The sequence below is a fragment of the Blastopirellula marina genome, assembly GCF_002967765.1.
Taxonomy (GTDB): domain Bacteria; phylum Planctomycetota; class Planctomycetia; order Pirellulales; family Pirellulaceae; genus Bremerella; species Bremerella marina_A.
Window position 1 is genome coordinate 185,343 of the sequence record NZ_PUHY01000016.1, and the last position, 20,411, is coordinate 205,753.

The 20,411-nt window shown below is 55.5% G+C and carries 14 protein-coding genes; 10 read left to right on the plus strand and 4 right to left on the minus strand.

What is annotated here, in order from left to right; translation table 11 throughout:
- The first annotated feature begins 33 nt into the window (after positions 1-33).
- The 6 genes from C5Y83_RS28500 (at position 34) to C5Y83_RS28525 (ending at position 10,794) form a co-directional block, all read left to right on the plus strand.
- Positions 34-2,634, plus strand: a complete 2,601-nt coding sequence (locus C5Y83_RS28500) for a sodium:solute symporter family transporter (RefSeq protein WP_105333219.1) — start codon at positions 34-36, stop codon at positions 2,632-2,634.
- The gene (locus C5Y83_RS28505; RefSeq protein WP_105333220.1) at positions 2,631-3,836 is read left to right on the plus strand and encodes an AGE family epimerase/isomerase; all 1,206 of its coding nucleotides are present in this window, start codon (positions 2,631-2,633) and stop codon (positions 3,834-3,836) included. Before C5Y83_RS28500 ends, C5Y83_RS28505 begins: the two co-directional genes overlap by 4 nt.
- 39 nt (positions 3,837-3,875) lie before the next feature.
- Positions 3,876-5,033, plus strand: coding sequence for a xylose operon transcription regulator XylR (locus C5Y83_RS28510; protein ID WP_105333221.1), 1,158 nt, complete (start codon positions 3,876-3,878; stop codon positions 5,031-5,033).
- Between the two features lie 182 nt (positions 5,034-5,215).
- Positions 5,216-6,277 carry a metallophosphoesterase gene (locus tag C5Y83_RS28515; protein WP_105333222.1) on the plus strand — a complete coding sequence of 354 codons (1,062 nt, stop codon included), beginning with the start codon at positions 5,216-5,218 and terminating at the stop codon, positions 6,275-6,277.
- A gap of 121 nt (positions 6,278-6,398) precedes the next feature.
- The gene (locus C5Y83_RS28520) at positions 6,399-7,115 is read left to right on the plus strand and encodes an AraC family transcriptional regulator (RefSeq protein ID WP_105333223.1); all 717 of its coding nucleotides are present in this window, start codon (positions 6,399-6,401) and stop codon (positions 7,113-7,115) included.
- 145 nt (positions 7,116-7,260) lie between these two features.
- Positions 7,261-10,794: a bifunctional proline dehydrogenase/L-glutamate gamma-semialdehyde dehydrogenase gene (locus C5Y83_RS28525; RefSeq protein WP_158262578.1), complete on the plus strand. Its 3,534-nt coding sequence runs from the start codon at positions 7,261-7,263 to the stop codon at positions 10,792-10,794.
- On the opposite strand, the gene C5Y83_RS28530 is transcribed toward C5Y83_RS28525, so the two are convergent.
- Positions 10,791-11,729, minus strand: coding sequence for a GNAT family N-acetyltransferase (locus C5Y83_RS28530; protein ID WP_199195172.1), 939 nt, complete (start codon positions 11,727-11,729; stop codon positions 10,791-10,793). The two genes, C5Y83_RS28525 and C5Y83_RS28530, sit on opposite strands and share 4 nt — an antisense overlap.
- Positions 11,730-11,945: 216 nt before the next feature.
- Here C5Y83_RS28530 and C5Y83_RS28535 point away from each other — a divergent pair, with 216 nt between their 5' ends.
- Positions 11,946-14,471 (plus strand): DUF1553 domain-containing protein, encoded by a 2,526-nt coding sequence (locus C5Y83_RS28535; protein WP_105333225.1) that lies wholly within the window; start codon positions 11,946-11,948, stop codon positions 14,469-14,471.
- Positions 14,472-14,475: 4 nt separating this feature from the next.
- Positions 14,476-15,888, plus strand: coding sequence for a DUF1501 domain-containing protein (locus tag C5Y83_RS28540; RefSeq protein WP_105333226.1), 1,413 nt, complete (start codon positions 14,476-14,478; stop codon positions 15,886-15,888).
- A gap of 191 nt (positions 15,889-16,079) precedes the next feature.
- Here C5Y83_RS28540 and C5Y83_RS28545 read toward each other — a convergent pair whose 3' ends face one another.
- Positions 16,080-16,445, minus strand: coding sequence for a phosphopantetheine-binding protein (locus C5Y83_RS28545; RefSeq protein WP_105333227.1), 366 nt, complete (start codon positions 16,443-16,445; stop codon positions 16,080-16,082).
- A 28-nt stretch (positions 16,446-16,473) separates the two neighbouring features.
- Positions 16,474-17,013, minus strand: coding sequence for a DUF3592 domain-containing protein (locus C5Y83_RS28550; RefSeq protein ID WP_105333228.1), 540 nt, complete (start codon positions 17,011-17,013; stop codon positions 16,474-16,476).
- A 216-nt stretch (positions 17,014-17,229) separates the two neighbouring features.
- Here C5Y83_RS28550 and C5Y83_RS28555 point away from each other — a divergent pair, with 216 nt between their 5' ends.
- Complete coding sequence (locus tag C5Y83_RS28555) at positions 17,230-17,973, plus strand: hypothetical protein (RefSeq protein WP_105333229.1); 744 nt, start codon at positions 17,230-17,232, stop codon at positions 17,971-17,973.
- Positions 17,974-18,011: 38 nt separating this feature from the next.
- On the opposite strand, the gene C5Y83_RS28560 is transcribed toward C5Y83_RS28555, so the two are convergent.
- Positions 18,012-19,049 carry a hypothetical protein gene (locus C5Y83_RS28560; RefSeq protein ID WP_105333230.1) on the minus strand — a complete coding sequence of 346 codons (1,038 nt, stop codon included), beginning with the start codon at positions 19,047-19,049 and terminating at the stop codon, positions 18,012-18,014.
- An 806-nt stretch (positions 19,050-19,855) separates the two neighbouring features.
- On the opposite strand from C5Y83_RS28560, the gene C5Y83_RS28570 reads away from it, so the two are divergent.
- Positions 19,856-20,194 (plus strand): four-helix bundle copper-binding protein, encoded by a 339-nt coding sequence (locus tag C5Y83_RS28570; RefSeq protein WP_105333232.1) that lies wholly within the window; start codon positions 19,856-19,858, stop codon positions 20,192-20,194.
- Positions 20,195-20,411 lie beyond the last annotated feature (217 nt).

Genomic DNA, 20,411 nt, shown 5'->3' on the forward strand with positions numbered 1-20,411 from the left:
CTGCTCGCTTGCCCCGCCGAAGAAAGCCTCATCATGCCTCACTTACGTCCTCTGCTAAAAAACTTCGTCGTCGCGCTGCTGCTCGTTGCTGGGGCAATCCCTGGGCATGCGTGCGCTGAGACCGTTCTCGACTGGGAGCGACTGCCCGATCTCCCAAATGATCTGGGAGTGGCTGGGCCGTTCGCTGGCATCGACGACGATGCACTGATTGTCGCGGGTGGAGCAAACTTTCCCCGACCGGTTTGGGAATCGGACAAGCAGTGGACCGATGCGATCCATGTGTTAGTTCGCCAGGACGAAGGCTATCAATGGAAGGAGGGTGGCCAACTGCCCCGTCCGATCGCCTACGGTGCCTGTGTGACGACGCGAGTCGGCGTGCTATGTCTGGGGGGCTGCGATGCCGACAAGGTCTACGCCGACACTTACTTCCTGCGATGGGATGGCGAATCCGTTACAACGGTCCCTTGTGCTCCTCTACCACAACCGATGGCGTATGGTCAGGCCGCGATGATTGGGCAGACGGTCTACGTTGTCGGTGGCCAGAAAGAGACGGGACTAAATAGTGCCACCAATGTCATCTGGTCGCTCGATCTTTCGGCTCACGGAGACCCGACAAATCTCGAATGGAAGACGCTCAAGCCGTTACCTGGCCCGACGCGTGCGTTCAATCTTATCGCTCAACAGCACGACGGTTTCAATGACTCTATCTACGTGATTGGTGGTCGGCGTGAGGAAAACGGCGAAACACAGTTCCTTCAGGATGTTTGGCAATACGTCCCCAAGACTGACAGTTGGAAAAAAAGACAATCGGCACCGCGGACCATCATGGCCGGTGAGGCAATTGGTATTGGTCAAAGTCATATTTTTGTCCTGGGAAGCGCCGATGAAAGCAACTTCTTTCAGGCAGATGACCTGAAAGACGACCATCCTGGTTTTCCCAAGGAAGCGTTCGCTTACCACACAATTACCGACACCTGGATTAAAGTAGGTGAAACAGAGGAAAACCTCGTAACGACCACCGCGGTTCGTTGGGGAGAAAGCATCATTATCCCCAGCGGTGAAGTGCGACCGCGTGTTCGCTCGCCGCATATTTGGAAGGTTACTCCTTCGTCATCTAACAAGAGCTTCGGCGTACTGAACTACATCGTTTTATTCGGCTACTTGCTGGGAATGGTCGGCGTCGGGGTTTACTTTTCTCGCAAGAATAAGAGCACCGACGACTACTTTCGGGGCGGAAAGCAGATCCCATGGTGGGCAGCCGGTTGTAGCATTTTTGCCACAATGCTCAGTTCGCTGACGTTCATGGGATTCCCCTCAAAGTCATTCGCCCAGGACTGGGTCTACGCCATGGGCAACTTCACGATTCCCGTTGTGGCGATCCTGGCAATTTACGTCGCGATGCCCTTCTATCGGAGAATCGACGCGACCAGTGCCTACCAATATCTCGAGATGCGATTTGGTCGATCGGCTAGGGTGTTTGCCAGTGGTAGCTTCGTGCTGTTCCATTTATTTCGCATGGCAATTGTGATGTCGCTGACCGCTCTGGCGCTTGCCGTCGCAACACCACTTACGCCCGTTCAATCGGTCATGCTGATGGGCGTGCTCAGCATTGCCTACTGCACGATGGGTGGCATCGAGGCGGTTATCTGGACCGATACAATTCAAACGTTCGTGCTGCTGGGAGGCGCCTTGCTGGCGGTCGGTCTGCTGCTCTCAGGCGTCGACGGTGGATTGGAGGGCTTTTGGCAGATTGCCAATCAGTCGCATAAGTTCAACCTGGCGAACATCCACTGGGACATCACCAACGCCCAGGTTGCTTTGTGGGTGATCCTGGTTGGCGGCGTCGCCCAGAATATATCGTCTTACACGGCAGATCAAGCCGTTGTGCAGCGATACGTTACCACGCCCACTCAGCAGGAAGCGACCAAATCCATTTGGATTAGTGCCTTGCTGACGATCCCAGCCACGCTCATCTTCTTCACGATCGGTACATCACTTTTCGCCTACTACCATAGCCATCCGGCCAAGCTCGATGCGATGACAACGACGGATCAGATCTTTCCATTGTTTATTGCTCGTGAAATACCTGTTGGTCTTGCTGGCTTGATCGTAGCTGGCATTTTTGCCGCGGCTCAATCGACCGTTTCAACTAGCATGAACTCTTCGGCAACGGCCATCATTGTCGACTTTCTGCGGCCGCTCGAACTTTGCACGACCGACAGAAGCTACCTCACGGCAGCAAGATACTGCACGTTTGCGATTGGAACCGTCGGTACACTGTTGGGCATCTTGTTCGTCAATCCCAACATTCGCTCACTGTTCGATGCTTTCATTGTGATCCTAGGAATCTTCATGGGTATCTTAGGTGGCCTGTTTTTGTTGGGGGCGTTCACTCGTCGCGCCAATCAGTTCGGTGCCATGGCCGGTGCTTTAGTCGGTTCCGTGGTCATGTTGCTATTGTGGAAGTACTCGAAGATCAACAGCTACTTTTATCCAGCCGCCGGACTTTCCGTCTGTTTCGCCACTGGGTATTTGGCCAGTTGGATCGCCGGCAAGGCGCCGGGTGATCTAGCCGGGCTAACCATCTATGACCTGCCATCGGGGGAGAATTCGATCGTGAAGGAAGCGGTATGAACGAAACGCGGCGGGACAAATTGCTGACAACTTATCGCGACGGCTTGTTAAATGACACGCTTCCGTTCTGGCTCACGCATGCGGTGGATCGTGAACATGGCGGCATCATGACGTCGGTCCACCAAGATGGTTCCATCGTCGACACCGACAAAGGAATCTGGCAGCAAGGTCGCTTCGCCTGGCTAATGGGCGAAATCTTCAACAACGTGGAAAAACGTAGTGATTGGCTAGGAGAAGCTGAACGCACAATCGCCTTCCTTGACCAGCATGGTTTCGATCGATCCGACGGACGGATGTGGTTTCACGTCACACGGGACGGGCAGCCAATCCGCAAACGCCGTTATGCCTTCTCCGAATCATTCGCGGCAATTGCTTACGGTGAGCTGGCCCAGGCAACAGGCGGCCAGAGATATGCCGAAATAGCCAGAGAACTATTCCTTCGCTTTGTGCAGCACAAACCAGAACCGAAATTCACCGACGTCCGCCCAACACGTGGAATTGGCGTGCCGATGATCACGATCAACACGGCGCAGCAGTTGCGAGATTCAATTGACTTGCCGGAAGCGAACCAATGGATCGATCAGGCGATCGACACGATTCGGCAATATCATGTGCACGAAGACATTCAATGTGTGATGGAAACGGTGAGCCCCGACGGTAAACGCCTCGATCATTTCGATGGCCGTTTACTCAACCCTGGGCACGCAATCGAAGGCGCTTGGTTCATTCTCTGGGAAGGCCGATACCGTCAGGATCAAGAGCTAATTCAACTTGGTTGCCAGATGCTTGATTGGATGTGGCAGCGCGGCTGGGATAACGAATATGGCGGCATGCTCTATTTTGTCGATGTGAACCGGCTACCGGTACAAGAGTACTGGCACGACATGAAATTCTGGTGGCCACAAAACGAAACGATCATCGCCACACTTCTGGCTTTTGCAATTACCGGGGATCCCAAGTACGAAGCGTGGCACCAACAGATCCATAACTATGCTTACAAGCACTTCCCAGATACCTCACACGGCGAGTGGTTTGGCTATTTGCACCGTGATGGGCGGGTGAGTTCGCCGCTGAAGGGAAATCTGTGGAAAGGTCCGTTTCACTTTCCACGGATGCAACTCACCTGTTGGAAGATCCTCGAGTCGCTATGTCCTAGTTCGTCGCACGAACCCCATCAAGCTGCGGTCGATCCCTCGATCTAATCACCTTCGGCCGACATCTCTTTGTTAGGACTTGCTGTTGTGGCTTCTAAACTGTTTCGTGTCGCTCTGGTTGTTTTCCCCAGTTCGGACAACCTTGTCCGCATGATCCGTGGGGTAATGCAGTATGCCGCCGAAACTAGCCAGATTCAAATCATCAAACAAGCAGCAATCCCTTACGTTCCGTGGGATCAATTGGCCGAGTTTCAACCAGATGGCATCATCGCATTTGCCGAAACTCAGACCAGAATCAATTTTTTACGTGAGCTCAGGATTCCGTTCGTCAACGTCACGATGCACGTCGATCCGCTGCCCGATGTCGCGGTCGTCCATTCCGATAATCTTGAAATCGGCCGTCGGCTGGCTGATCATCTGCAAAGTTTAGGGCTGAAGCAGTTCGCATTCGTCGGTCATTTCGACTGGTACCACAATCGCCAGCGACGCGATGGGTTCCTACAACAACTATCCGCAAGCGGCCAGAACGCGTCGATCCTGGAAGTGGCATTCGAGTCCGACTTGCCAGGCGACTTTACCCATCGCCGAATCGATCAAGCACATCTACAGCAACAGATCGCTAAGTTACCCGAACCTTGTGGCGTAGCGACTTGCCACGATGAATTCGCCCACGAAGTCGTCGAATGCTGCAAGAACCTTGGCCGGAGTGTTCCGTTCAGCGTGTCGGTGGTTGGCGTCAACAATTACCGTTTGATCTGCGAAACGACAATGCCACCTCTGTCAAGCATCGCCCAAAATTCGGAACGCCTTGGCTACCTGGCTGCCGAGAATCTCGTACGAATGATGAACGGCGAAGCGCCGCCTGCGGAGCCAGTGCTGGTTCCACCTGGGCAGATGATCGTGCGTCGCTCGTCCGAGTTCTTGGCGCTCGACGACATGGAAGTCTCTACCGCGATCGAATTCATTCGCAGCCACTGCAGCCGTCCGATTACGGTGACCGACATCGTCGATAATGCCACGATGAGTCGTAAGTCGTTGGAAAAGCGGTTCAAATCGGTCGTCGGCCACTCGATTGCTCATGAGATCCGTCTTTCTCGCATGCGGCATGCCCAGCACCTTTTGACAAGCACAACACTCAGTATTGTCGATGTCGCCGTCCGTAGCGGCTTCGACAGCACGAGCGGTTTCATCCGCGCCTTCCGCGAGCACACCGGCGTCACGCCAGCTGAATACCGTAGCGGCTAACAAAAGCACGTCCCCCAGGGTGGCGGAAATTTAGACCTGGGTGGTTATTGTCTGTTAAGATCTGCCGACGACATTGCAAAGACCTCTCGGAAGGTATTCCATCGCGCCAATATCTTCCTATAACAGAAGAACTCAGTTCAACGCTTATCCCACCTAACCTTCCAACCTCGCGGATTTCCTCCATGTCTCAGATCAACCGACGTCAATTGCTGCAATCAGGTCTTGCCTTGCCGGTCCTCTCGTCGCTTCCAACCTGGATGCCGACGACCAGCTTCGCAGCCGAAGGGGACACGGAGAAGAAGCCCGGGGCGCCGGAGCTGAAGGAGAAGGACAGCTTCACCATCGCAGTGTTGCCTGACACGCAGGTCTACTGCCAGGCTCATCCTGAAGGCTTCATGGCCCAAACGAAATGGCTGGTCGAAAACAAAGAGGCCCGCAACATTGCTGCCGTGCTGCACCTGGGCGATATCACCAATCGCAACACGCCCGAGCAGTGGGATGTCGCAGTTAAAGCCATGTCGCAGATGGACGGCCACCTTCCGTACTTCATGGTGCCAGGCAATCACGATTACAGCGCCGGCGGTTCCGCCAAAGATCGGACCACCAATCTCAACGAGTACTTCCCACTTGCCAAGTTCAAAGATCAACCAACTTTCGGCGGCACTTACGACAAGGAAGCCGACCGCATGGAGAACACCTATCATTTGTTCTCTTCGGGCGGTCGCGATTTCGTGGTAATCGGGCTCGAGTTCGGACCTCGCGCGGATGTCGTTCGCTGGGCGAATGAAATCGCTGAGAAGTACTCCGACCGCGAAGCTATCTTGATTACCCACGCATACATCTACTTCGACGAAACCCGCTACGATTGGAAGAAGTATGGAGCGAAGCAGCACTGGAATCCGCATTCGTACGGCGTGGCCAAAGCGACCGGCGACGATGTGATGGATGGCGAAGAGCTATGGAATAACCTCGTCAGCAAGCACGAGAACTTCATCTTCACACTCAATGGACATGTCTTGAACGATGGTCTCGGCCGCGTTACCAGTACCACGCCAGGTGGTCGCGATGTCCACCAAATGTTGGTCAACTTCCAGATGAAGCCGAACGGTGGCGACGGCTGGATGCGTTTGATCGAGTTCACCAGCGATAACAAAGTGCATATCGCCGATTATTCGCCTACGCTCGATCTAACGAATACCTCGTCGCAAAATCAGTTCATGCTCGACTTGGCCAAGATCGGCTAACGTTCCGACCTAGCGTCGTTCTCTTCCGGGCGTTATCAATAATAAGGTGGATGCCGCGAGTTTCAACTAACTCGCGGCAGTCAGCCGATACGAACGCAGCGGAAGAAATCAGGCGGTTAGGATGCAGGAATTTCCAGAGGGACTGGTCGATCAACTGTTCGATTGCCTGGGAGACGTTGTCTACTGCGTGAAGGACTTGGATGGCCGCTATACCAAAGTCAATCACGCCTTCGCCGAGCGTTTGGGGGCCAACGATCCAAGCGAGATCATTGGCAAGACGGCATCCGAGTGCTTCGATGCTGAACTCGCCAAATTGTACGACGACCAAGACCGCCAAGTTGTCGACACAGGGCAACCGCTGCGCGACTTGCTTGAGTTAATCTCACACAGCGACGGCTCGCGTGGGTGGTATCTTTCCAACAAGTTTCCCCTGATGAACGATCAGGAGGAAGTCACTGGTGTGGTGGGGGTCTCGCAAGATCTAAAACAACCGAGCGATAGCGATCTCGAACTGGCCGATCTCCGCGCCACGATCGAGTTCATTCGGGCTAACATCGAGCATCCGTTGAAAACAGAGGAACTTGCCGAGCACGTTGGCCTTTCTCCGACGCAGCTCGACCGACGAATGCGGCGTGTTTTTCGCCTCTCGACCAAGAAGTTCGTGATGAAATATCGGCTCGAACTTGCCTCGCAACTGCTGATCACCACCCAGCAGTCCTTGTCGGAAATCGCGTTGGCTTGCGGTTTCAGCGATCAAAGCGCGTTCACGCGTCATTTTGGGGCAGCGGCGAATCAAACACCCCTAGCCTACCGAAAGTCCCACCAGAAGCCGGGTTAGGGAAAACGGCTCATTTTTCAGCTTGCCGTTTTAGGCAGAAACAGCTGCTATCGGCATGCGATTTGTTCAATACTGCGCAGACCGGAGATTCGTAGAATTCCCCATGGAATTTGATCATGAAGCTCTTTTGCGAAGGCGCAGTGACGTGCAAACCGCGACTTATCCTCAACCAACTCTGACGCGTACCGACTTCGATGCTCTTCCCGGCGAAGCTATTCAGCTTGCTGCTGAGATCCTTAGGGCATCGCAGGCCCGAGCAACCTCGGCCGATAAGGCCAACCTGGCAAAAGTGGCTGGCTTGATCGAAGACAAGTCAGGCAAAGAGCTAACCGTCGCGATGGCCGACCAGGTGCTGCGGATCAAGAACCCGCGTCGCTCGGCCAATCAGTTGAAAGCGTTGATTCAACAGCATGGTCTGCCCAAGTACTTCAGCCCGCTCGATCGCTGTCTTCTGCAACTGGGAAGTTGGGCAGCACAGGTTGCTCCTGGCTTGGTCATGCCACTAGTTCGCAAGCGGATTCAATCGGAATCGTCGCATGTGATCATCTCGGCGGAAAAGGATTCGTTCGAGAAATACCTCGCCGAACGCAAGCGTGAAGGGATCCGCGTCAACTTGAATCAGTTGGGGGAAGCAGTCCTCGGCAACGGAGAAGCAGAACGTCGCTTGGAGAAATACCTTCAGCGGTTGGCCGACCCTCAGATTCGCTACGTCTCGGTGAAACTCTCTTCTGTGGCCGCCCATATCAGTCTCACCGGCTACGATCAAACCTTGGCCACGATCAAAGAGCGACTGCGCATTCTCTACCGGGCTGCCAAACAAGATGGTGCTGGTCAGCATCGCTTCATCAACCTGGACATGGAGGAGTATCGCGATCTCTACCTAACCGTCGACGTCTTCCGTTCCGTCCTGGACGAACCCGAGTTCAAGGATCTTTCCGCTGGCATCGTGCTGCAAGCCTATCTGCCTGATTCGCACGAGGTGCAGAAGTCACTCACGGCTTGGGCGCGCCAGCGTGTGGCAAACGGTGGCGCTGATATCAAAATCCGTTTGGTCAAAGGTGCGAACCTGGCCATGGAACAGGTCGAAGCTTCGATCCATGGGTGGCCACAAGCTCCCTATCACACCAAGACCGAAACCGACGCGAACTACAAACGCATGGTCGAATTCGCTCTTCGTCCCGAGAACATGCAGGGTGTCCGCATCGGCCTGGCCAGTCACAACTTGTTCGATATCGCCTTTGCACTTGTATTGGCCGAAAAGCGGGACGTCCGAAAGCGTGTCGAGTTCGAGATGCTTGAAGGGATGGCTAATGCTCAAGCTCATGAAGTGCGTGACCGAACGGGCGATCTGCTAGTTTATGCTCCGATCTGTTACGACGCCGACTTCGATTCAGCCGTTGCTTACCTCGTACGTCGCTTCGACGAAAACACCCAGCCAGGCAGCTTCCTCGGCTCGCTGTTCAATTTGACCGTTGATTCGCCTGCTTGGGATACCCAAAGCCAGATGTTTCTGGATGCCTGCCAGTTGGCTTGGTCAGGGCATCTTGCTTCGACGCCCAATCGCATTCAGAATCGTGCCGCCGAACACTTTCATCCTACGCACGCAAGCGAATCGTTCCGGAACACCGCGAATACCGACTTCGCCATTCCTGCCAACCGCGATTGGATCAAGCGAGTCACCAGCGAGTGGAAGGCGAAAACCTTCGACACGCTTCCCGTTGCCGTCGGTGGTCAGGAAGTGACTACCGGTACGTTGGTCGACGGCCATGATCCTTCCCGACCTGGACATACGCTTTATCAGTACTCGTGTGGCGATGCTACCCAGGTCGAGCTCGCGTTGGCGACTGCGACACAGGCTCAGATCGGCTGGGAAGCCCTCGGCAAGGCGAAGCGAGCCGAAATCCTTCGCAGCTTTGCCGCAGTTGCCGCAGACGAACGGGGTGACATGATTGGCGTAATGATGGGAGACGCCGGCAAGGCCGTTGTCGAGAGTGATGCCGAGATCAGCGAGGCCATCGACTTCGCCGAATACTACAGTCGCTCGCTCGACACCGACGGATGGAATGATGGAACCACGTCCGAAGCTCTTGGCGTCGTTGTCGTCACACCACCCTGGAATTTTCCTTACGCAATCCCAGCCGGTGGCTGCTTAGCCGCCCTGATGGCAGGCAACACGGTGATCTTAAAGCCAGCCCCTGAGACCGTCCTCACCGCGTGGTACTTGGCCTGTCAGTTGTGGAAGGCAGGCGTCCCACGTGACGTGCTACAATTCCTTCCCCTGGTCGACGGCGAGAACGGAACGAAGCTGCTTAGCGACGATCGCGTCGGGGCGGTTGTCCTGACGGGTGCCTACGCGACGGCTAAGCTGTTTAAGTCTTGGAAGCCTGAGATGCGACTGTACGCCGAAACGAGCGGTAAGAACAGCATGATCATCTCGTCCGCGGCCGACCTTGATCTGGCGATTAAGGACTTGGTGCAAGGGGCGTTTGGCCACGCCGGCCAAAAGTGCTCGGCTACTAGCCTGGCGATTGTGCAGCGAGACGTTTACGAAAGCGAGCAATTCCGCAACCAACTTCGCGACGCGGCGGCCAGCATGCATGTCGCTTCGGCGTGGGATCTGACGGCGGAAGTGACTCCGATCATTCGCGAACCTCATCCAGAGCTCTTGCGTGGTCTAACACAGTTGGAACCGGGCGAAACGTGGCTTCTCGAGCCTCAGATGATCGACGACAACCCATGTCTGTGGAGACCTGGGATTCGTCTCGGCGTGAAGCCTGGTAGTTGGTATCACCGCACCGAATGCTTTGGCCCGGTCCTCGGTATCATCCCCGTCGATACGCTCGATGAAGCGATTCGTATTCAAAACGACAGCGAGTTCGGTTTGACCGGCGGACTCTATTCGCTCGACGTCGATGAAATTGCCAAGTGGCGAGACGCCGTCGAGGTGGGCAACGCGTACATTAACCGATCCACCACAGGAGCAATCGTCCAGCGTCAACCGTTCGGTGGCTGGAAGCACTCGTCGGTTGGTACCGGTGCGAAAGCAGGTGGACCGAACTATGTCGCCTCGTTCCGCCGCTGGGAAGAAACCAAGTTGCCCGTGTTGGCCTTGCCACTCACCAACGACCTCAACAGCCTCCTAAACGAATTGGAAGGCGATGAAGCACTTCGATCCACGGCTCAGAATTACCTGTACTGGTGGAATACTGAATTCGACCGCGAGCACGATCCTTCTGATTTGCACGGCGAGGACAACCACTTCCGCTATCGCCCGCTGGATTTTCATGCGATTCGTTTGACGGATGAGGCTACTGGCCAAGCCGACGTGCTAAGGGCTGTCGTACTATGTCACATCGCAGGCATCCCAGTGCAGGTCAGCGCAACGTCGCTGCCATCTTGGACCAAGTCGCTTGCGAATCTCAAGCAAGTGACCTTGTACGCTGAGGATACTGCATCATTCGTCCAGAGGATGGACAGGCATAACGGTGGTAGTGTTCGTGTTGTGGGGGACAACACCAGCGTCGAATTCCTGCCGCTGCACAACCAGGCCAACCGTCTAGTCCCCGCTAGCAGTCTGGCCAACGGTCGGCTGGAATGGTTGAACTACCTCAAAGAGCAGTCGGTCACCGAGATCGTGCATCGCCACGGCAACACCCCGCCACGCCCGGCGAAAGACTAACTGGTCTCCGGCATGAACGTCGGCATGATGATTCCTGCGGTTGGGGTCCACTCGCCACGAATTTGCGAAACATGCAACTCGCAGTTCTTCGCTCCCCAACCGTAACAGTACTGGACCAATTGGCTGGCCTCGACCGGGACCAGCCAAACCGGCATACGGCCACGATGATGATTCAGCTCAGCGTAGACCAGCGCTGCCGCATCTTCCTCGGTTCGCATCACCCCGGGCCCAAGCATGTTCGAGCCTGGATGGCACACCGAGGCGAGAAACCCATCGATTTCGTTTCCATCGGCGGACTCGATCACCGAGACATGCCAAATCCCTTGCTTGTTCTCCAGGAAGAAGCGATGGTCGTCTGGCCGCGAGATCATGTGCAGTTCGGCTTCTAAAGTGACGATCGCGTCCAAGTCGTCTAACGTGGCGGGTCGAACGCGCTCGACACCTTCTGGCCGCGTTCCTCTTTGAATGCCCTCTTCTGGAACCTGGAGGATCATGTCCTGGAACATGGCTCGCGGGACGAAGCCGGCTCGATTATAGAGCGAGAACGAATCGAGGTTGATCGCACTGGAAACCAGCCGAACGGGCTTCTGCTGCGACTCGGCCTGATCGATGATGAACGCCAATAACTTCCGTGCGATCCCCTTGCCGAAATGATCAGGATGCACATTCATGATCCCCAGCGACATGTGCGTTGGCCGAGGATGGTAAAAGCAGGAGCCAGCAATCTGTCCTGACTCTTCACAGACCGCCACCACGCAGCAGCCAGGATCGAGTGCTTCGTACACTTCGCAGAACAATCGCGCGGCGGAGATCTCGCCTTGGAAGATCGCTGGCTTACCGTTCGCCGTGTACCAGGCATTGGTGGAATGAAAGATCAACGCGGCGACTTCATCCCAGTCTTCGTGCTGCATCGCTCGCAATGGGTAGCTCGACATCGATATTCCTACTTTCTATTTGCCGCTTCGGGACCTACTTCACCTACGCTCGCCGACTAGCGGATCAGGCTCAATCGTAGAAAACTGCTAAAAACTCGCTCGTCATGATCTGCCAGCTCGCTTATAATCGGCTTGTGACAACATGCTCGCAAGACCACTCTCCCTACCCTTCCCTGCTTTTCCCCACTTCCCTTCCTACCGCCAAGTGGAGGTCGAATGAACTTCCCGCGATGTCTGCCTGTTCAGTTGCGAATTGGGCGTTTGCTGCTTTTGGCAGTAATTGGGGGGATGTTCTGCCTTGATCAAGCCTCGCTGGCGCAAGCCGAAGATACCACAGTTCGCTTCGGGGAACATATCTTCCCGATCCTTCGCAAATCCTGTTTTGAATGTCACGGTGCAGAAGAACAAGAAGGTGGCCTGCGTCTCGACGAGCGTAATGCGTTGTTCGATTCAGGCTCGGTCGTCGCTGGCAAGCCTGACGAAAGCGAACTGCTGCGGCGAGTCATGCTGCCTAAAGGACATAGCGAAATCATGCCGGCCGTGGGCGATCCACTGGCCCCGAAGGAAGTCGCAATCGTTCGCGCGTGGATTGAACAAGGCGCCAATTGGCCTGAGGATTTTACCCCACCGCCTCACTGGGCATACGTTAAGCCCACACGACCAGCCACGCCCACAGTGACTGATCCCGCCTGGATTCGCTCACCCATCGATGCGTTCGTACTTCGTCGTTTGGAACAAGAAGGTCTCGCCCCATCCCCGATCGCTTCGCCGGAAAAACGGATTCGGCGGGTTTACTTCGACTTGATTGGCTTGCCACCGACGCCGGAAGAAGTGAACGCTTTTGTGGCAGATCCAAGCGATCAGCATTACGCTCAAATTGTCGACCAGTTGCTCACGCAGCCGCAGTTCGGCGAGCGGTGGGCACGTCCTTGGTTGGACCTGGCCCGCTATGCTGATTCGCACGGCTTTCAGCGCGACGATTTTCGCGACATCTGGCCCTATCGCGACTGGGTCATTCGGGCGATGAACGACGACATGCCGTTCGATCAGTTTACCATCGAACAGATCGCTGGTGACCTGTTACCCGACGCAACCGAGTCACAGCGCATCGCGACTGGGTTTCACCGCTGTGCCCCGACCAATTGCGAGGCAGGCTCGTTGCCGGAAGAAACTCGGGCGGAACAAATCATCGATCGCGTCAACACCACCGGGGCGGTTTGGCTCGGCACGACACTCGAATGCTGCCAATGCCACGATCACAAATACGATCCATTCTCCGCTCGCGACTACTACCAACTTTTGGCCTTCTTCAACAGCACCGAGCGCGAAGCGGACCTGACCGATCCCAAGACTCCCAGCTCGATTCAATTCCAAGGTCCGTCGATGTCGCTGGCCAATCCAGAACGAGCCGCCAAGCATGACGCGTTAACCAAGCAGCGAGCCGCCATCGACGAGAAACAACAAGCTCGTCGTAAAGAGCTGAACGCCTCGCTGGTCGAGTGGATCGCCGACTCGCAAGACATGGACGCCAAGACAACCCCCAAGGCAGTCAAAGCAGCTGCCAAGAAGCCCGCGGACAAGTGGACCAAAAAGGAAAAGACGACGCTGCTCGATTTCTACGCGAAACAGGACCAGCCGAGTCAGAAGCTACAAAAACAACTGAACCAGTTCGATAAGCAGCTGAAAGAGACCGAGCCTGACACCACGCTAGTGATGATCGAACTGAAAGAGCCTCGCCCGACGCATATCTACCTGCGAGGTGACTATAAATCGAAAGGGGATCGTGTAGAACCTGGCACGCCCCAGCGATTGCATGCCATGCCACAAGGGCCGCCGAATCGCTTGACGTTGGCGAATTGGCTAATCTCGCCCGAGAATCCGCTGGTGGCCCGTGTGGTGGTGAACCGTTGGTGGGCGCAACTGTTTGGCCAAGGCCTGGTCACCACCGAGGAAGACTTCGGCATCAAAGGGGAACCACCAACCCATCCCGAGCTTCTCGACTGGCTGGCCGTGGAGTTTATGGACAACGGCTGGTCGCGGAAGAAGCTGCTCCGCGAGATCGTTCTTTCCTCCACCTATCAGCAGTCATCCCGCATCACGCCTCAGCTTCAGCAGATCGACGATCAGAACAAGCTGCTCGCCCGCGGGCCTCGATTCCGCATGAGTGCCGAGATGGTTCGCGACAACGCCTTAGCCACCTCAGGCCTCCTAAGTGAGCAACAATTCGGTCCGCCCATTCGCCCTTATCAGCCGCCTGGCATTTGGACCAAAGTGGGTGGCCAACGTTACAAGTACGAGGTCAGTCCTGGCAGTGAGAAGCATCGCCGAGGGATCTACGTTGTGCTCAAACGTGGCTCTCCCTACCCCAGCTTCCTCAATTTCGATGGCACGGCCCGGCTGGCTTGCACGGTCGAGCGTTCGCGAACCAATACGCCTCTGCAAGCGCTCACCCTGCTCAACGATCCCGTTTATGTCGAAGCCGCCAAATCCCTTGCCACGCGAATTCGTGAACAGCAATCCGATGCCCCTCTCGACGATCAACTGACGTATGCCTTCCAACTATGCACCGCGCGTCAGCCGAACGAGGTGGAACTGGCCACCATCAAACAGTTGTACGAGTCGCAGTTTCAAGCCGAGCGAGCAGACGACGATAGCTTGAACCTGGAAGACGCGAAAGAGGCGGCTTGGTACTCGGTTGCGACGGCTCTCTTAAACTTGCACGAAACGATCACCAAAGACTAACGCGATGGACAGCCCTTACCACAAGTCCGAACAATCGATTCCACGCCGCGGATTCCTTCAGGCTTGCGGGATTGGTTTTGGTGGGATCGCGTTGGCTTCGCTCCTCGCGGAAGAGTCGCGTGGCGACGTCCTGCTCCCTCATCAATTGCCCAAGGCGAAGCATGTCATCTACCTGCACATGATCGGGGCCCCTTCCCAGTTGGACCTTTTCGATCCTAAGCCGGAACTGGTCAAGCATCATAATCAGCCCTGTCCGCCGGAAGTTACCAAGGGGCGCGATTTCGCATTCATCGGTAAAACGTCTACCCTGGCAGGCTCGCCCTTCAAGTTCGCCAAACATGGTGGCAGCGGCCAAACATTTTCGGAGCTCTTGCCTCACATGGCCACCGTCGCCGACGAGATGGCCGTGATCCATTCGGTCCATACCGAGGAGATCAACCATGCTCCGGCGCAGATGTTTTTGCACTCCGGCTTTGGCCGGGGTGGACGCCCCAGTTTTGGTTCCTGGGTTTCCTATGGTCTTGGTTCTGAGAACGAGAACCTCCCTGGCTACATCGTGCTGTTAAGTGGTCCGGCTGGTGGCGCGGGGGCCAGTCTGTGGTCGAGCGGCTTCCTGCCGAGCATTCATCAAGGCATTCAGTTTCGCTCGGAAGGGGATCCGGTGCTATTCCTTTCCAGCCCCCAAGATCACGAGATGAGCGATCGTCGCCGTGTGCTGGATGCGGTGGCGAGCTTGAACCAACAGCAGTTCACCGCAACTGGTGATCCCGAGATCGAAACGCGGATCGAACAATACGAGATGGCGTTCCGCATGCAAGCCTCGGTGCCCGATCTGATGAACTTGGAAGGGGAAACAAGGGAAACGCTCCAGCTATACGGAGCCGAACCCGGCAAGGCTTCGTTCGCCAACAACTGCCTGCTCGCACGTCGTCTGGTCGAACGAGGCGTACGTTTGATCGAGCTGTACGATGCCGACTGGGATCATCACAACAACTTGGAAAACCGGCTCTCAAAGAAGTGCAGCGACATCGACCAACCGATTGCCGCACTGATCACTGACTTGAAACGTCGCGGCATGCTGGACGACACGCTAATCATCTGGGGTTCCGAATTCGGTCGGACGCCTCTCTGCCAAGGTGGAAATGGCGAGAACAAGGGAGTCGCCGGGCGAGATCACCACAAAGATGCCTACACCATGTGGTTGGCTGGCGGGGGTATCCAAGGGGGCGTCAGCTACGGACGTACCGACGACTTCGGCATGGATATCGTCGAGAATGGCGTCCATGTGCACGATTTGAATGCCACCATCTTGCATCTGCTCGGGCTCGATCACGAGCGTCTCACCTATCGCTATCAAGGGCGCGAGTTCCGCCTGACCGATGTGCATGGAAACATCGTTCGCCCAATTCTGGCGTAGCGGATCGCGAATTCCCAATGGTCGGCTGGCCGATCGCTCATCACCGCGATGTGAGATTCGTGTGGGCATACGACAACCTCGTAAGCGGCGAGGTCGAATTCTCGAAGTACATCTAGGCAGACTCTTGGTTTGCGTTGGTGAACCCACAGGCGTTGAACAACAAGACAACCTCATCGCTTGTCCGCGAACGTCTAACGCGCGGGCGTAGCGTCCGGGAGACGTTCGATGAAGTCACGAACGCTCATCTCGCGAGCGATCGCTTCATCCTTAATCTGTATTGCCAAGCGTTCCTCTACAATCATGACGATCTCAATCAAATCGAGATCGTCGCACCCCAGATCGATAAACGTTGAATCGGTTGAAATTTCGCTGGGGTCCTTTTCCACGATCAGGGCGATCGTCTCGCGCACGATCTTTTGCGTCTCAGGTTTCAACGGCAACGGCTGAACAGCCGGGGGTGGCACGTCGATCGGTGGTGTTGCTACCATCCGATTTTCAAACTTATCGCAGCCCGATAAGACGAATACCACGACCACGAGACAGATCCGTTCCAACATAGCGTCCTTTTGCAATCGGTCCCTACGGCTAAGACGATTCACCCAAACGGCTCGTCTTCTTACGGACGGCTGAGATAATACCACTTAATAATATTAGCCCTCCGGTCACAATACAGACCAGCCCAATCATGAACGCCGCTCCCAGCTTCACACCTGGCTCCAGCACGCTGATGTTGGGATCTTCGGGATCGTAAGCGATCGTTACCTGCTTGCCGGCGGGATACTTGCGGGTAATCTCTTGTGCGTGGACCCGTTTCGACGAGCTCATTCCGGTCGGATTGAAGTCGACTCGATCGCTGCGATGCACGGTTTCGTTGACTTCATATTGGTAGCTCACATGGGCACGAAACGTGAGATGATCGCGCGGGCCAGATTCTGAGATGCTGGACGACGTGATCTTACCTTCCACCGTCGGCCAACTCTCGCTCACAAAACCTTGCGTGAACGCAGCGTAGTTGAAGACAACTGCCAGAAAACACCCGACGGCAATCGCCAGCACACCGACGACGATGCTGCCGATTGGGCCCAGCATCACACCGCCTTCTTTTATTGGTTCTGTAGTAGTCATGCTCGTTGTTCGCTAGTTGGTGTGTTTTATTAACCGACATCGGCGAAAACGTTTCGTCGATACATCACGATTCGCCAATCGCTGCCTTTTTTGGGCAAGTTCCCCCCTCCTCGGCCAGTTGTAGCATACGGTTTTATTGCGTGTGTCTTCGTTGCTCCGCAGCGAAGTGACCGGCACCTCCTCCTCGTCTTCCGCTTTTCATGACGGAACCATCGCATGAACGTATGCCGTTCTCTCGTCGCGTGTGGCTTGCTTTTGTTGGGCTTCAGCACGGTACTCGTCGCGGGTGAGGCCCGCACTTGGACTGATATCACCGGGAACACGATCGACGGCGAGCTCCTCGACGTCACGTCGAACCATCATGCATTGTTGCGAGTCGACGGCGAGACGGTATCGATTCCGTTCTCGATCTTCTCCGAGCATGATCAAAAGCATCTCAAATCCTGGAAGAAGAACGTAGCCGCCGAGTCCGACCCCGCCACCGAACCGACTACCGACCAGCCCACCTCACCCCAGGCAGAAGCCGCATCGCCTGCCGCGAAACCGGAAGTCGCAGAAAAAGAAGATTCTCCTGAGCCGTCCGCCGACAAGCCGGACGAGGAACCGTCGACCGTCATCACGGCCGATAACTACACGCCACCGGTTCGTCAGGAAGAAGTCGCCTACTTCTGCACCAACTGCGACCACGAACTGTCGGCCAGCATCGGGGTGGGCGATCATTGCCCGAACTGCGATGTCCTAATCGAGTACGAAGAAGACGAGAACGGCAATGTGATCGCTGGCAAACGCGATCTCCCTTGGTACGCTCGAACGCTAATCAAGATTGGCGCTGCGATCGCAACGGCTGGCATCTTCGGGCTATGGCGTCTCCGACACTTGCTGCTCGTGCCGTTCTCTGGCTCGCAAAAAGAGCCAGATCAGTTCGAGATGCCAGGCGACGTCTGGCAGAAGTCAACCTAACATGCTGACACTGTTAGGTCGCTCTTTCGCTCGTCGTATCAGGCTCCGGGAATCTTTTTGATTAGTTTGCCACTTCCATCAAGCTCGTAGAGCGCGTGACCGCCTGGGTAGGTTCCGATGAGTTCCCCTGCTTGGTTGCGTCCACTGCCGAAAACGACGAATACGGAATAGCCTTCCTCGGTATTCTCGACATCGATATCAAGTTCGTATGGATCGTTGGCAATCTTACGTTCCTCCGCAAAGCTCCGCCGCTCCTCGGCGATCATTGCCCGTACCCTCTGCTCGACCTGAACGCTCGTTAAGGGTGTCGCATGCTCTTGGTCGGGCATAGCGGCACCAGCGTTGGGATCGGCAACTGGCCGATCTTCATTCGGCTCTGTCTCGACTTTTGTCTCAGGCGGATTCGCCGTGACGACCCACGAGTCGTTCTCTTTCACAAAGTAAATCGGTTGCGGCTCGGGAAACTCGGCATTGGTCAGCGTCCCTTCGGCGTGATTCCCCTCGATTTGGACGCCCGAGAGTTTGGCTGTCGAAGGTGTCTTGTCGGCTTCGTTCTGCTTGCCATCGATCCGCGAATTGATCAACTCGGTCGCTTCTTCCAGGAACGCCTTCTGGTCCTGGATTTGGCGACCCACAACCTCGACCGCCTTGGCGGCGCCTTGTCCCCCTGGCGAATCGTAGATCTGCATCATGCCCATGATATCGGTCTTCTCCAGGTGATACTTGGCTAACAAGGCCAACGCCTGGTCCTTTTCCTCGGTCTGGAACACAATGAAACGCTCGACGTGATACGCCAACATGCCAACCTGGCGATTGCGATCTTCCTGGGCGAAGCATTCCAGCAACGTGATCACATCGTTCGAGTCGGCCGCCTCGGTCATCCGCTCGAAACATTCTTGCGGCGAGCTGTTCACCAGGGGCTCGGAAGTCCGCGACCGTTTCGCGTGAGGCTTCTTCGGAGCAGCCTGCGTCGTCGAAGTCTGGGCCGCTTCATCGGTCGAATCACTCGCCGGCTGCGAACAACCGATCGCCAACAACAGCATTCCAACGCACAACAACGAATGCTTCCACCACATGTCAAAACCACCTCAGGGGCATTTCAGGAACGTGCCAATCTATCCGCCACAGCTTACCAAGCTGGGGTTAGGCAGGGAACAGAAGTTGTGTCTCGTCGTCTTCATCAGCCGTCGAGTAGACTATCACTTTAGAGCCTTGGAACGCGATTCGTTGCTCGGCTTGGCGAGTCGCCTGAATTCGATTCCCAATCTCGACAATGTCATTCTTGCAGCTAATGCTACGATCGTTTCTGGAATTGTTCCTTTCTGCTTCGTGGTCGGATGTGTCTTCCTGACGATGGTATTCTACGGGTCATCTCTTCGATCAGTCTTGCAAGCGTTTTACGCTCTGCTCTCGATTCTCGCGGTTGCGGCATCTTACTTCTTTGGGCGCGGACTCGCCTTTTAAGACGATGTCGTACCTCGCCAAAGTCCCAGGCAAATCTAATATCACAGTCGGACTTCGTTCGTTGGGCGAATCTTGCTTCCGTAGTCGCCACTGCGGAAACAGCTCGCTGCACTCGACTTATGCAAAATTCCAATGGTGTCCACACGACATGCGGCGCATTTTGTCCGCAAAGTGTCCGCACGCGAGCGGACGTTTTGCGGACCTAAAGAAGAGAAGAGAAGAGAAGAGAAGAGTTAAGAAGAGAAAAGAACAAGAAACCAAAGAGAGAGGCGCCTCGCGGCGGCAGTCTCTGATGTTTTGTTTTTGGAAAAAAGGAAGCCGTGGGAAAAGCAATGTCCACGCCCAGTGGCATACAACTTGCACCTTGGGACGTCCGGACCGTGCTAGGACAGACCTTTGTCGTTGAAGGAGTAGTATCATGTCGAACCCTAATTTTCAGAAGTGCCTCGAGGCCTGTATCGAGTGTGCCCGAGCTTGTGAGGCTTGTGCCGATGCGTGCCTGAGTGAAGATAACGTCGCAATGATGGCCGAGTGCATTCGGACCGATCGTGACTGTGCCCAGTTGTGCTGGACGACCTCGGCCCTTTTGGCTCGTGATTCGGAGTTTAGCGGAGAGTTGTGTGCCGTCTGTGCGAAGGTATGCCAGGCCTGTGCTAACGAGTGCGCGAAGCATGATCATCAGCATTGCCAAAAGTGTGCCGAAGCATGCCGCCAATGCGCCGAAGCGTGCGGCAACATGAAGGCGGCAATGGTCTAACGATTTCGCGTTTCGGCTTGCTTTTAGCATCACCAAGCTGGTCCGTGGTCGGCCAGCTTGTTCTGTCTCGCTCGTTAAATCTCTCTGGTCGATGCGCATTATCTACATGAACTATCGGCTACAATTGGGGTAGGTTTCTTGCTTACCTACACCAGATGGGAATGCTGTTCCCACTCTCCCTCCTCCCCCACTCGTCGCGATTTTCGTTCTCCCCTCG

Bases quoted from the DNA above. Each gene is read 5' to 3' on its own strand.
- C5Y83_RS28500 (WP_105333219.1), top strand. From the start codon at position 34: ATGCCTCACTTACGTCCTCTGCTAAAAAACTTCGTCGTCGCGCTGCTG.
- C5Y83_RS28505 (WP_105333220.1), top strand. From the start codon at position 2,631: ATGAACGAAACGCGGCGGGACAAATTGCTGACAACTTATCGCGACGGC.
- C5Y83_RS28515 (WP_105333222.1), top strand. From the start codon at position 5,216: ATGTCTCAGATCAACCGACGTCAATTGCTGCAATCAGGTCTTGCCTTG.
- C5Y83_RS28520 (WP_105333223.1), top strand. From the start codon at position 6,399: ATGCAGGAATTTCCAGAGGGACTGGTCGATCAACTGTTCGATTGCCTG.
- C5Y83_RS28530 (WP_199195172.1), bottom strand. From the start codon at position 11,729: ATGTCGAGCTACCCATTGCGAGCGATGCAGCACGAAGACTGGGATGAA.
- C5Y83_RS28535 (WP_105333225.1), top strand. From the start codon at position 11,946: ATGAACTTCCCGCGATGTCTGCCTGTTCAGTTGCGAATTGGGCGTTTG.
- C5Y83_RS28540 (WP_105333226.1), top strand. From the start codon at position 14,476: ATGGACAGCCCTTACCACAAGTCCGAACAATCGATTCCACGCCGCGGA.
- C5Y83_RS28545 (WP_105333227.1), bottom strand. From the start codon at position 16,445: ATGTTGGAACGGATCTGTCTCGTGGTCGTGGTATTCGTCTTATCGGGC.
- C5Y83_RS28550 (WP_105333228.1), bottom strand. From the start codon at position 17,013: ATGACTACTACAGAACCAATAAAAGAAGGCGGTGTGATGCTGGGCCCA.
- C5Y83_RS28555 (WP_105333229.1), top strand. From the start codon at position 17,230: ATGAACGTATGCCGTTCTCTCGTCGCGTGTGGCTTGCTTTTGTTGGGC.
- C5Y83_RS28560 (WP_105333230.1), bottom strand. From the start codon at position 19,049: ATGTGGTGGAAGCATTCGTTGTTGTGCGTTGGAATGCTGTTGTTGGCG.
- C5Y83_RS28570 (WP_105333232.1), top strand. From the start codon at position 19,856: ATGTCGAACCCTAATTTTCAGAAGTGCCTCGAGGCCTGTATCGAGTGT.